Raw genomic sequence first — 13002 nt, 5'->3', positions numbered from 1 at the left:
CTTTCTGCAACTCATGTAGAAAACTACATTTAACTTGAGTTAAAATATAAAAGTTTTAATTTTATAGATGATTATCATAGTCTATATGGCAATAGTCTTATGGTTTTTATCAATTAGTGTAATTGGTTGAGGTAAATTGTGATTAAAAAAATTGGTGTGCTTACAAGTGGTGGCGATGCGCCGGGTATGAATTCTGCAGTGCGAGCAGTAGTACGTACTTGTCTTTCTCACGATATCGAAGTGTTCGGTATTTATGATGGTTATGCAGGATTACATGCAGATAAAATCGAACAAATGGATCGTCATTCAGTATCTGATGTTATTAATCGCGGCGGCACATTTCTAGGAACAGCTCGTTTCCCAGAATTTAAAGAAGAAAGTGTTCGTAAAGAAGCGATTCAGCAATTAGAAAAGCACGGTATTGAAGCATTAATCGTTATTGGCGGTGATGGTTCATACATGGGTGCATTAAAATTAAGTGAAATGGGTTACCCATGTATCGGTATTCCAGGCACAATCGATAATGACATTGCGGGTACTGATTTCACTATCGGTTTCATGACTTGTTTAAATACGATTGTTGATGCAGTGGACCGTTTACGTGACACCTCTTCATCACATAACCGTATCTCTATTGTAGAAATGATGGGACGTTACTGTGGTGATTTAACACTATGGGCTGCGATCGCTGGCGGTAGTGAGTACGTTATCGTTCCTGAAGTTGATTTTGATGAAGATAAATTAATTGAACAAATTCAATTAGGCGAAGAAAAAGGTAAGAAGCACGCGATTGTTGCTATTACTGAGCACATTACTGATGTGACTGCTTTAGCAAAACGTATCGAACAAAGAACTAAACGTGAAACACGTGCGACAACATTAGGTCATATCCAACGTGGTGGTGCACCAATGGCATTTGACCGTATTTTAGCAAGCCGTATGGGTGCTTACGCTGTTGATTCTATTGATGGCTGGTAAGAGTGCACGTTGTATTGGTATTAAGTGTGGTGAGATGGTTGACCATGACATCATCGAATGTCTAACTGAAATGAAACGTCCATTCCGTCAAGATTCATACGATTTATCAAACGTTCTATATTAGACTTAAAAGCTAATATACATCTTTATAGATATATCGATTAAGCCTACTTTTAAGTAGGCTTTTTTATATCTCAAATATATAGTATTAATATTTCATACTAAACACACTACTACTAGGAGTTAATATGCCCGATAATCAAAAAATGGCATTGTTTGATTTTATCGAACTGAATGGTCAATTTAATAGTATAAAAGGCTTACACACTAGTTACTATCAAATTGGTTTCATGTGTAGTGTGCAGGCTCTGCCAGAGTTATTAGATTTGGATCAATGGTTAAGTTATCTGTGGCAAGCTGATGCGGAGATGACTTTTGATAATGAACAACAAGCCACTAACTATGCGCAAAAAGTACTCGCGCTTAGCAATGAAATTCAAGCATCTTATCAAGAAGCGATTCCGCTGAATGGTTTACAATGTCATGACTGGTTAACCCCAGATAAACAGTTAACTGAACAAGCAGTTCAATTTGCTAGTGGCTTCTTAGCGGCTATTGAAGTGTTTAGCGAACAATGGGAATCAGTGGAAGGTGATAGTAATAGTGAAAATATATTACAAACAACTATTTTACTATTAACCAAACTTGCTCCCGTGGATGCTAATGACCCGCAATTCTTAGCGATAGTTGACCAATTACCTGAATACCATGAAATATTAGCGATTTTGCCACAATTATTGAGTAATTTAGCTTATAGTGCGGCGCAGAATTTAGTCTTTGATGAATAATAGGGTAGCGATGCAAGAGGCAATCACAGTAGAAAGTACATACTTTTCAGTTGTATCAGAAGAAGATGATTTTGTAGTCATCAATAAACATCCCGGTATTAACTTTCATAGTGAAGGTGGTGAGTTTGGGGTAGTAGTTGCCGCAGAACGTTATTTCAAACAGAAGTTATTCAGTGTGCATCGTTTAGATAAAATGACTTCGGGCATTTTATTATTAGCTAAGTCATCAGTAGCGGCAAACCGGTTGTCAGAATTATTTAAAAGTCAGGATATTCAAAAATTTTACTTAGCCATTGCAGATAAAAAACCTAAAAAGTCTCAAGGTTTAATTAAAGGTGGGATGGAAAAATCACGTCGTTCAATGTGGAAACTAACTAGAAATACTGAGAATTTAGCGATCACACAGTTTTTTAGTTTTTCATTAGGAGAAGGTAAACGTTTGTTTGTGGTTAAGCCTAAAACAGGTAAAACACATCAAATTCGTGTGGCGTTAAAAAGTATAGGCAGTGCGATTTGTGGTGATCCTATCTATGCAACGGAAGATGCACACCGTTATGACCGTGGATATTTACATGCTTTTCAAATTCAATTTGTCTATCAAGAACAGGTATTTAATTTTAATGCTGTGCCAAGTTTAGGTGAGTTATTTCAGTTACAAGCTTGTCAGGAAAAATTAGCAGAGTTAGAAGATTGTAATTTATTAAAATGGCCTAAGAAAACCTAGTTATTTTTTACGGTTAAAAATAAAGGCTCAAGTATCACTTAAATTGGAAATAATTAAGTGATACTTGAGCCTGTTGAGTATTAGGTTAAGGGGTTAAGCAAATTCAGTCCAGATTGGAGCGTGATCTGATGGTTTATCGATCCCTCTTAATTCATAATCGATATCTGCTTCAACGGTTTTCTCTGCCAATGCTGGGGTTGCTAATACCACGTCAATACGTAAACCACGGTTATCATCAAAACCACGAGAACGATAATCAAACCAACTAAACTTTTGATCTTCTTCTGGGTGTAATAAACGGAAGGTATCTGTGAAACCAAACTTCATTAAGGTTGCTAACCATTCACGCTCTTCAGGTAGGAAGCTACATTTTTTTGTTTGTAACCAACGTTTAGCATTTGCTTCGCCAATACCAATATCTAGATCTAATGGTGAGATATTAATATCACCCATCACGATAACATTTTCCTCGGCAGTATGATGCTCATTCAGATATGTATTTAAATCTTGATAAAATTGACGCTTATACGGGTATTTAATTTCATGGGTTTGATTCTCACCTTGCGGGAAATAACCGTTTAAAATTCGCACTGGCTGTCCATCTTCATCAGGCACAGTCACCATGATCATGCGTTTTTGATGCTCTTCATTATCAGTAGGGAAGCCATATTGCACATCAGTTGGTTTTTGTTTACATAACATAGCAACACCGTAATGGGCTTTTTGACCATGGAAATAAACGTGATACCCCATAGCTTCTAAAGCTTCAACAGGGAAGGCGTCATTATGTACTTTGATCTCTTGAAGTCCAATTACATCAGGTTGGTGTTTATCGATTACTGCTTGTAATTGATGTAGACGTGCGCGTAGCCCGTTAATATTAAATGAGATAACTTTCATAGCGAGAATAACCTTTACAGAATCAAAAGGGAGAATGTACCTTGTTGGCGCAATTTACTCAACTAAGAGATCTACATAGCAAAATAAATGGGCAGTATTTGTTAATGGATAAAACGACAACTGAAGTGCTGAGGGCGAGCAAGGTACTCAGCCCACAACCATAATATAGATTAATGAAGTGCGATTAATAGGTGGTGTAGATGATCTGCAGTTTCTAAGCCACTATCGGTTAAGTACCCACCATCTTGTTGTGAAATAAGACCTTTATCAAACAGAGATTGTGCTGCTTTAATGATGCTGAGGTCAGCTTCTTTATGAATTTTTAAGCCTTCTAATTGTGAGGTTTCAGGAAATTTCGCGAGTAACTTTATTTCATCTAACAGAGTATCAGAGTAATTTTTCATGGTTATTTAGCTCACTTGTATTGCTGATAAGAGGTTTCATCATAGTGAGGTAAATATAAAATGCAAAAGCTAATAGAGGGGAGTTTGGTGTAGATCAATTCTTGGAAAAATTCCTTAATTAATAGTGATGTAGCGCACTTAAATTAACAAGGAATGGAGCTAAGGAGTGTCGAAACACTCCTTTACGTTAAAGCGGGTTTATTCTGTGGTAGGTGCAACTTTAGTATCGCCCGTTTGTGCGGCCTCGTTTGGCTCTTTTTTCACTTTAGGGTTTTTTACCAGTGGATTTTCTTGTTCGATATTATCACTGCTAATATTGGCTAATTTATTACCATCAAAAGTTAACAGTATTTGTGACTGCTGAACTGGCTCGCCACCTGGTTTGATATAACGAATGTAATACCATTTATTACTATCAAATTGATCAATTAACATTGGAGAGCCTAACACGTAAACAATTTGTTGTTGTGTCATACCAATTTCAACTTGGGCTAATTTTTCACTGTCTATATAGTTTCCTTGAACTACATCGATTTGATATACAAAGGTATTGTATAAGTAAGAACACCCTGAAAGAGAGAAAGTAATCGCAAGGCTGGCAAATATTTTTTTAATAGTCATGGGCTCTTCAATAATTTAGTGATAGAAAATCAGTGCTTGATAATACCCAAGCGAAGCTAACATGTAAAAATATTAGCGCAGAAATTTTGCTATTCTGTTTTATAAAGTAAAAGTTATAGCAAAATTGTTTGTTTTTAAAACTAAATACACCATAGAAACAGAGTTCGCTTTAAATTTGTGGTAAATTTACGTAGAATTCAGCTCTTTATTTTGCTCCATTTCTTGTTTCTGTGAATTATATAAATGCCATTATTTGCGTTAGGAATTAACCATCAAACTGCACCAGTTGAACTGAGAGAAAAAGTTGCTTTTGCACCTGACTCTTTGATGGTGGCTTATGCAGATTTGTTATCTCAACCTCTTGTTAAAGAGGCAGTTATTATTTCTACTTGTAATCGTTGTGAAATTTACTGCCATTATGAAGGACACGATATAACACCCATTTTAAGATGGTTAACAGACTTCCATGGCATTGAAGCGGGTGCTTTTGACCAGAACTTTTATAGCTACCAAGATCAACAAGCCGTTAATCACCTATTTCGTGTGTCATGCGGGTTAGACTCTTTAGTATTAGGTGAACCACAGATTCTTGGGCAAATTAAGCAAGCCTTTGCTTCTGCTGGTCAAGCGAAAGCGGTTAGTAAAACCTTAAACAAATGGTTTCAATATGCCTTTAGTGTGGCAAAGCGTGTGCGTACCGACACTCAAATTGGTGCCAATGCAATCTCAGTTGCGTTTGCTGCCGTTTCTTTAGCTCGACAAATATTCAGTGATTTAAAGAAAAGTCGTGTGTTGTTAATTGGTGCTGGCGAAACCATTGAGTTGGTTGGCAAATATTTACTAGAACATGAAGTGCCAAATATCACTATTGCTAATCGTACTTTAGAGCGTGCAATGGGGTTAGTAGAGCAGTTCAATGCTAATGCAATTACCTTAGAAGAAATTCCTAATCATCTGGCTAAGTCAGATATTATTATCTCATCCACCGCGAGTCCTTTACCTATCATTGGTAAAGGTATGGTGGAATGTGCGTTAAAAGATCGTCGCCATCAGCCAATGTTATTTATCGATATTGCTGTGCCTCGAGATATAGAACAGCAGGTCGCAGAGTTAAATGATGCGTATCTATATAGCGTTGATGACCTACAGGGCATTATAGAAGAGAATAAACAAGCACGAGTAGAAGCCGCCATTGAAGCTGAAAAAATTATTGTCGCAGGTGTTAGCGACTTTATGGCGTGGCAAGAGTCATTAAAAGCGGTAGAGAGCATTCGATTATATCGCCAAAACAGTGAGCAATTAAGAGATGAATTATTACAACGTGCTATTACTTCATTAGCGAACGGTAACGACAGTGAAAAAGTATTAAAAGAGTTGGCGTTTAAATTAACCAATAAACTTATTCATCATCCTAGCCAAGCTCTGACTACGGTCAGCCAAACAGGTAATGAACAAGATTTAGCTTTATTAAGGTTAACACTCGGTTTAAGCCAACACGACGAATTATAAAGAGATAACTCAGTAGTTCCGCTACTGAACTATTCATAAGAAGAGATAAAAATGAAAGCATCTATTGTTGCAAAGTTAGAAATATTAGTTGAACGTTATGAAGAAGTACAAGCGCTATTAGGTGACCCTGATACGATCAGTAATCAAGATAAATATCGTGAATTAACTAAAGAGTATTCACAGCTAGAAGAAGTAGTATTGTGCTTTAAAGCCTTTCAAACGGCTCAAGAAGACTTAGCTGCAGCAGAATTAATGCTAGAAGATGACGATGAAGATATGCGTGAAATGGCGCAAGATGAGATCACTGAAGCTAAAGAGTCTGTAGAAAGATTAGCCGCTGAGTTGCAAATTTTATTACTGCCAAAAGATCCAAATGATGACCGTAACTGTTTTGTTGAGATCAGAGCCGGAGCTGGTGGTGATGAAGCGGCTATTTTTGCAGGTAACTTATTCCGTATGTACAGTAAATACTGTGACAGCAAAAAATGGCGCGTGACCATCATGAACAGTAATGAAAGTGAGCAGGGCGGTTACAAAGAAGTGATCATGCAAATCGAAGGTGATGGCGCTTACGGTCTAATGAAGTTTGAATCGGGCGGTCACCGTGTACAACGTGTACCAGAAACAGAATCACAGGGCCGTATTCATACATCCGCTTGTACTGTAGTAGTTATGCCTGAAATTCCTGAATCAGAAGCGATTTCAATTAACCCTGCTGATTTAAAAGTTGATACGTTCCGCGCTTCTGGTGCAGGTGGTCAGCACGTTAATAAAACCGATTCTGCTATTCGTATTACACACGTACCAACGGGTACTGTTGTAGAGTGTCAAGATCAACGCTCACAACATAAAAACCGTGCGCAAGCGATGTCTGTTTTACAAGCACGTTTACAACAAGTTGAAGATGAAAAGAACAATGCTGAAGAGCAAGACATTCGTCGTAGCCTGGTAGCAAGTGGTGACCGTAGTGAACGTATTCGTACTTATAACTACCCACAAGGCCGTGTTAGTGACCACCGTATTAACCTGACTATTTACCGTTTGAATGAGGTATTAGAAGGTGAATTAGATGCGTTATTAGATCCTATCCTACAAGAAGACCAAGCTGATAAACTAGCTGCACTTGCACAAGGTGCACTGTAGTTGCGTATCGATGATGCATTAGTCTGGGCTGAATATACACTGGTAAGAAGTGATTCAGCCTTGTTAGATGCGCAGGTGTTATTAGCTTATGTATTAGATAAACCAACCATTTATCTAATGACGTGGCCAGAACGAGATTTAACTGCGCAACAAAAAACAGATTTTGAGCAATTGATTGAACAACGCCTTAATGGTCAACCTGTGGCACATTTAACTGGTGAACGTGAGTTTTGGTCACTGCCTTTTAAGGTCAATGCGAGCACACTTATTCCTCGCCCAGATACTGAATTATTAGTGGAACTAGCCTTAGACAAGACTAGCCCAAATGCACATATTCTAGATCTTGGTACAGGAACTGGTGCGGTAATTCTTGCACTCGCCAGTGAACTGCCAAATGCAACGTGTATGGGTGTAGACTATAGTGCTGATGCCGTATCTTTAGCCTGTGAAAACCGCAAAAAACTGGGGTTTAACCAGGTTATTATCAAACAAAGTAATTGGTTTGATAATGTGCAAAACAGGTTTGATGTTATCGTTAGTAATCCGCCGTATATCGACCCTTTAGACAGTCACCTTAAAAGCGGTGACGTAAGATTTGAACCTCTGTCGGCGTTAACTGCCAAAGAGAGTGGATTGGCGGATATTCGTTTGATTTGCGAACAAGCTAAAGATTATTTAACTGCAGGTGGTAGCTTGTTACTTGAGCATGGTTATGATCAAGGGCAATCAGTGCAAAAAATTATGCAAGATAATGGCTTTGTTGATGTGCAAACAAAGCAAGATTACGGTCAAAATGACCGTGGTTACTTTAGGTCATTTACCTTTGTAGCGTGAATCTACTACACTGCTATGATCAAAGTTACTAAGGTTAATGATAAATAATATCAATGAGCCAATTGGTTTAGGGCAAGGATAACAATGTATAACATTTTAAAACATACTCATATGAGTTTTATCGTATTAGCGATCGTGCTTTATATCATCCGTTTTTATTGGTTAAAGACGGATCATGCTAATGCACAAAAGCCAATTTATAAAAAAATCCATACCCATACTCACCTAGCTATTATTGTATTAGGTATTGCCTTAATGGCACTGGTACATTGGAATCCATTCTCCTTAGGTGGATATTGGTTATTGGAAAAATTAATCGCATTTGTTGCCTACTTTACTATGGTACAAGTGTCATTAAACCCAAATACTAAAACACATATTCAATGGTTATCTTTTATTGGTGCGTTTGGTTGGCTTGCTTATATCGCTAAATTAGCATTCACTAAACAAGCTATTTTATTAGTGGGGTAAACAGTGGAATTAGATGAAAAAGAGACGCTTGAAGAAACTGTGTTTACTAACAGTTTTATTCATGAAGGAATAGATTATAGCGCTTATTCTCTTTTACAGTTGGCTGGAATGGCTGAATCTGAAATTACAGGGCATTCAGCAGTTGAGCTTCAAGACGCTATGCGTTTACAACTGATTGTTATCAAGTCTCAGCTATCAAGTTACGCTGATAACAATATGGAAAAATTAAGCGGACTACTTAATAACCTATACCATGTGCAAAAATTTAGCGGCGATTGGAAGGCTTTTTTCAAAGTTAAAAATGCGTTGTTATCATCGGTGTTATCACGCCGTAAAGGCGTACCGATTAGCCTTGGTATTTTATTGATTGAATCATTAAAGGAAACGGGGTTTAATGCCCATGGCATCTGCTTTCCAAGTGGTTTTATCGTGAAAGTCGACCTGCACGGAGAGGCGGTATATATCGATCCATTTAATGGTGAGATAGTTGATTTATTGCAATTAGAATTAAAAGTGCGTGGCCAATTAGGTAATCATGCACGTTTAACGCCTGATATGTTACAGGCGGATAGCAGTGAAACGATCATTAAACGTTATGTTAATGTCTTAAAAGCCGCTTATATCCAAGCTGAAAGCATTGAGTTAGCTCTATTATGCAGTGATATTTTATTAAGGCTGGATCCCGAGGATGCCTTTGAAGTAAGAGATCGTGGTTTCTTATTTCAACAATTAGAGTGTTATCAATTAGCATGTAATGATTTCACATACTTTATTGAACAGTGTCCTGAAGATCCCATTGTTAATTTATTAAAAAGACAGATTAAACAGATGGGTGATGAACTAACAGCACAAGTTATCCATTAATTATTTAACTAATAGCCGTCATAGCAAGGTTGTGATGACTAACCATTTTGATCGTGTAATTCGATAAAAATAAGAGAGTAAAAATGAGCCAGAAAATTATCAAAGTCGGCAATGTTGAAGTTGCAAATGATCTTCCATTTGTTTTATTTGGTGGTATGAATGTTTTAGAGTCGCGTGACCTTGCGATGAAAATGGTAGAAACCTATGTTGAAGCTACCTCTAAACTGAATATTCCATATGTGTTTAAAGCTTCATTCGACAAAGCAAACCGTTCATCGGTTAATAGCTTCCGTGGTCCTGGTTTGGAAGAAGGCTTACGTATTTTTGAAGAGATTAAATCTACCTTTAATGTTCCAATTATTACTGATGTTCACGAACCGTACCAAGCAAAACCTGTTGCTGAAGTGGTTGACGTTATTCAACTACCTGCATTCTTAAGCCGTCAAACTGACTTAGTTAAAGCAATGGCAGAAACAAATGCTGTGATTAATGTGAAAAAAGCGCAATTCTTAGCGCCACATGAAATGCAACATATCATCACTAAATTTAAAGAAGCGGGTAATGATAAAATCATCCTGTGTGAACGCGGTAGCTGTTTTGGTTACAATAACTTAGTTGTTGATATGCTAGGTTTCAGCACCATGAAAGAAACGTCTTACCCAGTGATTTTCGATGTTACCCACTCTTTACAAAAACCAGGTGCACGCAGTGATAGCGCTGATGGTCGCCGTAGCCAAGTGGTACAACTAGGTTTAGCGGGGATGTCACAGGGTATTGCAGGTTTATTCCTAGAGTCTCACCCAGATCCTGCAAACGCAAAATGTGATGGTCCATGTGCATTGCCACTTGATAAGCTAGTGCCTTTCCTAACACAAATGAAACAAATGGATGAACTAGCTAAAAGCTTAGATCCTATTGTGACTGAATAAGCTATTGTGTTAACTATCTCAACACAGTCACGCTGTTTTATCGCCGTTGCCGCCTTATTAGGTGCAACGGCGGTTATGTTTGGAGCTTATGCTAGTCATGGTTTATCTGCATGGGCTGATCCTGAACAAGTCTCACAGGTAAAATTAGCGTCGCAATATCAGTTACTGCATGCATTAGCTTTGTTAATGACAGCAATATTAAGCTCATTCTATGTAAGTCGTTTGCTTACCTTGAGCTTATATTGTTTTAGCATTGGTACGCTATGTTTCAGTGGTAGCTTATATTATTGGGTATTTTTTGCATCGAAACTGTTAGTTCTGATCACACCATTAGGTGGTTTGTTACTGATCATTGCGTGGTTATCTATTGCGTTAGCAATGCTCTTTTCACAAAGAAAATAAAGATTTACTGAACACAGTAAATTGAGGTTTGTATGTTAGGTATTCTGTTATATTGTCGTCCAGGTTTTGAAAATGATTGTGCTAATGAAATTCAAGCTAAAGCCAGTGAATTAGAAGTCTTTGGGTATATCAAAACGCTAAAAAATAGTGGGTTTGTATTATATCATTGTTATGATCCTGCACAGGTTGAAGCATTAGCAGAGCAAGTTAATTTCGCACAATTAATTTTTGCTCGTCAAATGATTGTTGCTGTTGCCTTGCTCGAAGATTTACCGGCAGAAGATAGAATCTCTCCTATTTTAGAAGTAACTCGTAATCTGCCAATGGCCGGTGACGTGTTTGTAGAGTGTCCGGAAGGGGATGAAACTAAACCATTACTGACTTTTTGTCGTAAATTCACCGTACCATTCAGACAAGCACTGAAAAAACACAATAACTTAACCAACAAAGAAAACCCTAAACGACGTCGTACACACGTCTGCTTTATGGATTATGAAACGGCCTATGTGGGTTATTCACTGCCTAATAACCGTAGTGAGCAACATATGGGGATCACACGTTTACGTTTTCCTAATGAAGCACCGAGTCGTTCTACGTTAAAACTCGATGAAGCATTTCAAACGTTTTTAACCAAGGAAGAGCAAGAGGCGAGAGCACATTCAGGTTTACGTGCAGTGGATCTCAGGTGCTTGTCCAGGTGGTTGGACTTACCAATTAGTAAGACGTGGTATGTTTGTTAGTTGTGTAGATAATGGTGCAATGGCTGAAAGTCTAATGGAAACAGGGCAAATCACTCATTACATGGAAGATGGTTTTAAATTTGAACCTGAGCGTAAAAACATTCATTGGTTAGTTTGTGACATGATTGAAAAACCAAAACGGGTTGCAAAGTTGATGGCTAAATGGTTAATTGAAGGGTGGTGTAAAGAGACTATTTTTAATCTTAAATTACCCATGAAACAACGTTATCAAGAAGCCACCGAGGATCTTAAAATCTTAACGGATATGATTGAAGAAGCCGGTTCAATTACGAACTTCAAGCAAAGCATCTCTATCATGACCGAGAAGAGATCACAGTACATGTTCGTTTAACGGATAAAATTTACGGCCCCATCTAAACTGTTTTATCTGGTAAGACTAATAAAGATATTTTCTTTATTAGTCTAATAACCCACTACTATTAGTAGTGCTGTAGTACATATACTACTGCAAATATAATGACGCTAAATATAAGTATGTGGGCGTCTTCAATTTATACATATAAAAATCTACTCCTGCCATATTTTCTAAATCCATTTCCCTTAATGCGACCCCTTGTTTTACCTCATCTAATGGCAGATCAATATGGTTGTAACCTGGTTTTATTTGCAAAATTTTATCAAATCGGTCTTGTGCATTAGGTTGACCTTTATTGTAGTGTTTATCAGTCATGATTAAAGTAACAGGCAAAGCTTGTTTATAAGGATTATATAAATCAAAGCTAAGTTGACTGAACTGCTGCCAATCTCTTTTAAAATAACGAAGTGCTACACCGCTGTATTGACGTTTTACAAAGGTAATTTTCATCATATTGGTTGTTGCTTCAGGCAGATCTTGTGGTGTTATTAAGGTTAACCTTTGATCTGCTTTCCAACGTGTTAAGGCAACCTCATTATCAAAAGAGGCAAGGTTAGGGTATTCGAGTTGCATTTTAACTTCATCATATGCAGTTGTAATTGAAGGCAATAAAAAATATCCCAACACAACAAAATAACCTGTTTTGACAATCCAATGCACTGAGTGACGAGTGAACAGAATTAAGCTCAATAAGACGCCAATATAATTCATGAAAAGATCATCAAGCTGTCGAGAGCGACCAAAGAAAGGCTGTATCAGTTCAATGGTCACTCCCAGCCCGAAACAGAATAATGTTAATAAATACCATTGTTTGATAAGTGAGGAGTTTCTAATATTAGGTTGGTAAAGGATTAATAGTGCCGTCCAGAAAGCAAAAACAGTGACATGTCCAATGGGCCATAAAACATATATAACTCTTTCGGAGATTAAGTCGCCTACATCAACAAACAGCAAGGATATAAAACACAATGAAATAACCAATAGAAGCGTTTTCTTGAGCATGAAAGTTCTCATTTAAAATGGTAATCAGGCCCTTTGAATGGCCATTATACAAATAACCGTTATTATTACTTTATAAAATAGAGATAAATTATTTAATCTAATTATTTTTGCATTTTATAGTAATTAGGTCGATAAGCGATCAATAATTTACATGAAGTATTTTAGATAAGGTTCGAGATAAGAAAGTCAGTTTGTGAGTAAAGTGACGACAAATGAAACAGCGCAGTGTTGAGCGACAAAACTGTTGCAAACACTGC

The 13002-nt window shown here is 37.4% G+C and carries 13 protein-coding genes and 2 pseudogenes; 11 read left to right on the top strand and 4 right to left on the bottom strand.

Annotation, left to right across the window (positions count from 1 at the left end; translation table 11 throughout):
* Positions 1-138 precede the first annotated feature (138 nt).
* The 3 genes and pseudogenes from pfkA to ACLKL2_RS03495 all read left to right on the top strand — a co-directional run bounded on the left by pfkA (position 139) and on the right by ACLKL2_RS03495 (position 2550).
* Positions 139-1102 (top strand): annotated as a pseudogene (gene pfkA, locus ACLKL2_RS03505) (6-phosphofructokinase).
* A gap of 124 nt (positions 1103-1226) precedes the next feature.
* On the top strand, positions 1227-1826 hold the full coding sequence (locus tag ACLKL2_RS03500; RefSeq protein WP_113817503.1) for a UPF0149 family protein: 600 nt from the start codon (positions 1227-1229) through the stop codon (positions 1824-1826).
* A 10-nt stretch (positions 1827-1836) separates the two neighbouring features.
* The gene (locus ACLKL2_RS03495; protein ID WP_413693390.1) at positions 1837-2550 is read left to right on the top strand and encodes a TIGR01621 family pseudouridine synthase; all 714 of its coding nucleotides are present in this window, start codon (positions 1837-1839) and stop codon (positions 2548-2550) included.
* Positions 2551-2643: 93 nt separating this feature from the next.
* Here the strand turns inward: ACLKL2_RS03495 and xthA are convergent, their stop codons facing one another.
* The 3 genes from xthA to ACLKL2_RS03480 all read right to left on the bottom strand — a co-directional run bounded on the left by xthA (position 2644) and on the right by ACLKL2_RS03480 (position 4475).
* Complete coding sequence (xthA, locus tag ACLKL2_RS03490) at positions 2644-3450, bottom strand: exodeoxyribonuclease III (RefSeq protein ID WP_413693389.1); 807 nt, start codon at positions 3448-3450, stop codon at positions 2644-2646.
* 170 nt (positions 3451-3620) lie between these two features.
* Complete coding sequence (locus ACLKL2_RS03485; RefSeq protein WP_413693388.1) at positions 3621-3854, bottom strand: TIGR02647 family protein; 234 nt, start codon at positions 3852-3854, stop codon at positions 3621-3623.
* A 198-nt stretch (positions 3855-4052) separates the two neighbouring features.
* Positions 4053-4475 carry an outer membrane protein assembly factor BamE gene (locus ACLKL2_RS03480; RefSeq protein WP_113817507.1) on the bottom strand — a complete coding sequence of 141 codons (423 nt, stop codon included), beginning with the start codon at positions 4473-4475 and terminating at the stop codon, positions 4053-4055.
* Between the two features lie 243 nt (positions 4476-4718).
* Here ACLKL2_RS03480 and hemA point away from each other — a divergent pair, with 243 nt between their 5' ends.
* The 8 genes and pseudogenes from hemA to rlmM all read left to right on the top strand — a co-directional run bounded on the left by hemA (position 4719) and on the right by rlmM (position 11745).
* On the top strand, positions 4719-5984 hold the full coding sequence (hemA, locus tag ACLKL2_RS03475; protein WP_413693387.1) for a glutamyl-tRNA reductase: 1266 nt from the start codon (positions 4719-4721) through the stop codon (positions 5982-5984).
* Between the two features lie 51 nt (positions 5985-6035).
* On the top strand, positions 6036-7127 hold the full coding sequence (gene prfA / locus ACLKL2_RS03470; protein ID WP_113817509.1) for a peptide chain release factor 1: 1092 nt from the start codon (positions 6036-6038) through the stop codon (positions 7125-7127).
* Positions 7128-7961, top strand: coding sequence for a peptide chain release factor N(5)-glutamine methyltransferase (gene prmC / locus ACLKL2_RS03465; RefSeq protein WP_413693386.1), 834 nt, complete (start codon positions 7128-7130; stop codon positions 7959-7961). It abuts the gene before it with no gap.
* An 84-nt stretch (positions 7962-8045) separates the two neighbouring features.
* Entirely contained in the window at positions 8046-8432 is a 387-nt protein-coding gene (locus ACLKL2_RS03460) for a SirB2 family protein (protein WP_413693385.1), read from the top strand.
* 3 nt (positions 8433-8435) lie between these two features.
* On the top strand, positions 8436-9296 hold the full coding sequence (locus tag ACLKL2_RS03455; protein ID WP_413693384.1) for a SirB1 family protein: 861 nt from the start codon (positions 8436-8438) through the stop codon (positions 9294-9296).
* An 83-nt stretch (positions 9297-9379) separates the two neighbouring features.
* Positions 9380-10225 (top strand): 3-deoxy-8-phosphooctulonate synthase, encoded by an 846-nt coding sequence (kdsA, locus tag ACLKL2_RS03450; protein WP_413693383.1) that lies wholly within the window; start codon positions 9380-9382, stop codon positions 10223-10225.
* Between the two features lie 6 nt (positions 10226-10231).
* Positions 10232-10627: a DUF423 domain-containing protein gene (locus tag ACLKL2_RS03445; RefSeq protein ID WP_258546807.1), complete on the top strand. Its 396-nt coding sequence runs from the start codon at positions 10232-10234 to the stop codon at positions 10625-10627.
* Between the two features lie 32 nt (positions 10628-10659).
* A pseudogene (rlmM, locus tag ACLKL2_RS03440) lies at positions 10660-11745 on the top strand (23S rRNA (cytidine(2498)-2'-O)-methyltransferase RlmM).
* Positions 11746-11830: 85 nt separating this feature from the next.
* Here the strand turns inward: rlmM and ACLKL2_RS03435 are convergent.
* A complete protein-coding gene (locus ACLKL2_RS03435; RefSeq protein ID WP_413693382.1) occupies positions 11831-12745 on the bottom strand; it encodes a VanZ family protein in 915 nt (304 codons plus the stop codon).
* Between the last annotated feature and the right edge of the window lie 257 nt (positions 12746-13002).

Source organism: Psychromonas sp. KJ10-2 (assembly GCF_047323255.1).
GTDB lineage: Bacteria > Pseudomonadota > Gammaproteobacteria > Enterobacterales > Psychromonadaceae > Psychromonas.
Note: the sequence above shows the minus strand (reverse complement) of the source record. Positions and strands in the feature narration are given on the sequence as shown.

Excerpts from the sequence above, each read along its gene's own strand:
- hemA (WP_413693387.1), top strand. The coding sequence starts at position 4,719 with ATGCCATTATTTGCGTTAGGAATTAACCATCAAACTGCACCAGTTGAA.
- ACLKL2_RS03480 (WP_113817507.1), bottom strand. The coding sequence starts at position 4,475 with ATGACTATTAAAAAAATATTTGCCAGCCTTGCGATTACTTTCTCTCTT.
- ACLKL2_RS03500 (WP_113817503.1), top strand. The coding sequence starts at position 1,227 with ATGCCCGATAATCAAAAAATGGCATTGTTTGATTTTATCGAACTGAAT.
- ACLKL2_RS03435 (WP_413693382.1), bottom strand. The coding sequence starts at position 12,745 with ATGCTCAAGAAAACGCTTCTATTGGTTATTTCATTGTGTTTTATATCC.
- kdsA (WP_413693383.1), top strand. The coding sequence starts at position 9,380 with ATGAGCCAGAAAATTATCAAAGTCGGCAATGTTGAAGTTGCAAATGAT.
- ACLKL2_RS03485 (WP_413693388.1), bottom strand. The coding sequence starts at position 3,854 with ATGAAAAATTACTCTGATACTCTGTTAGATGAAATAAAGTTACTCGCG.
- prfA (WP_113817509.1), top strand. The coding sequence starts at position 6,036 with ATGAAAGCATCTATTGTTGCAAAGTTAGAAATATTAGTTGAACGTTAT.
- xthA (WP_413693389.1), bottom strand. The coding sequence starts at position 3,450 with ATGAAAGTTATCTCATTTAATATTAACGGGCTACGCGCACGTCTACAT.
- ACLKL2_RS03460 (WP_413693385.1), top strand. The coding sequence starts at position 8,046 with ATGTATAACATTTTAAAACATACTCATATGAGTTTTATCGTATTAGCG.
- ACLKL2_RS03495 (WP_413693390.1), top strand. The coding sequence starts at position 1,837 with ATGCAAGAGGCAATCACAGTAGAAAGTACATACTTTTCAGTTGTATCA.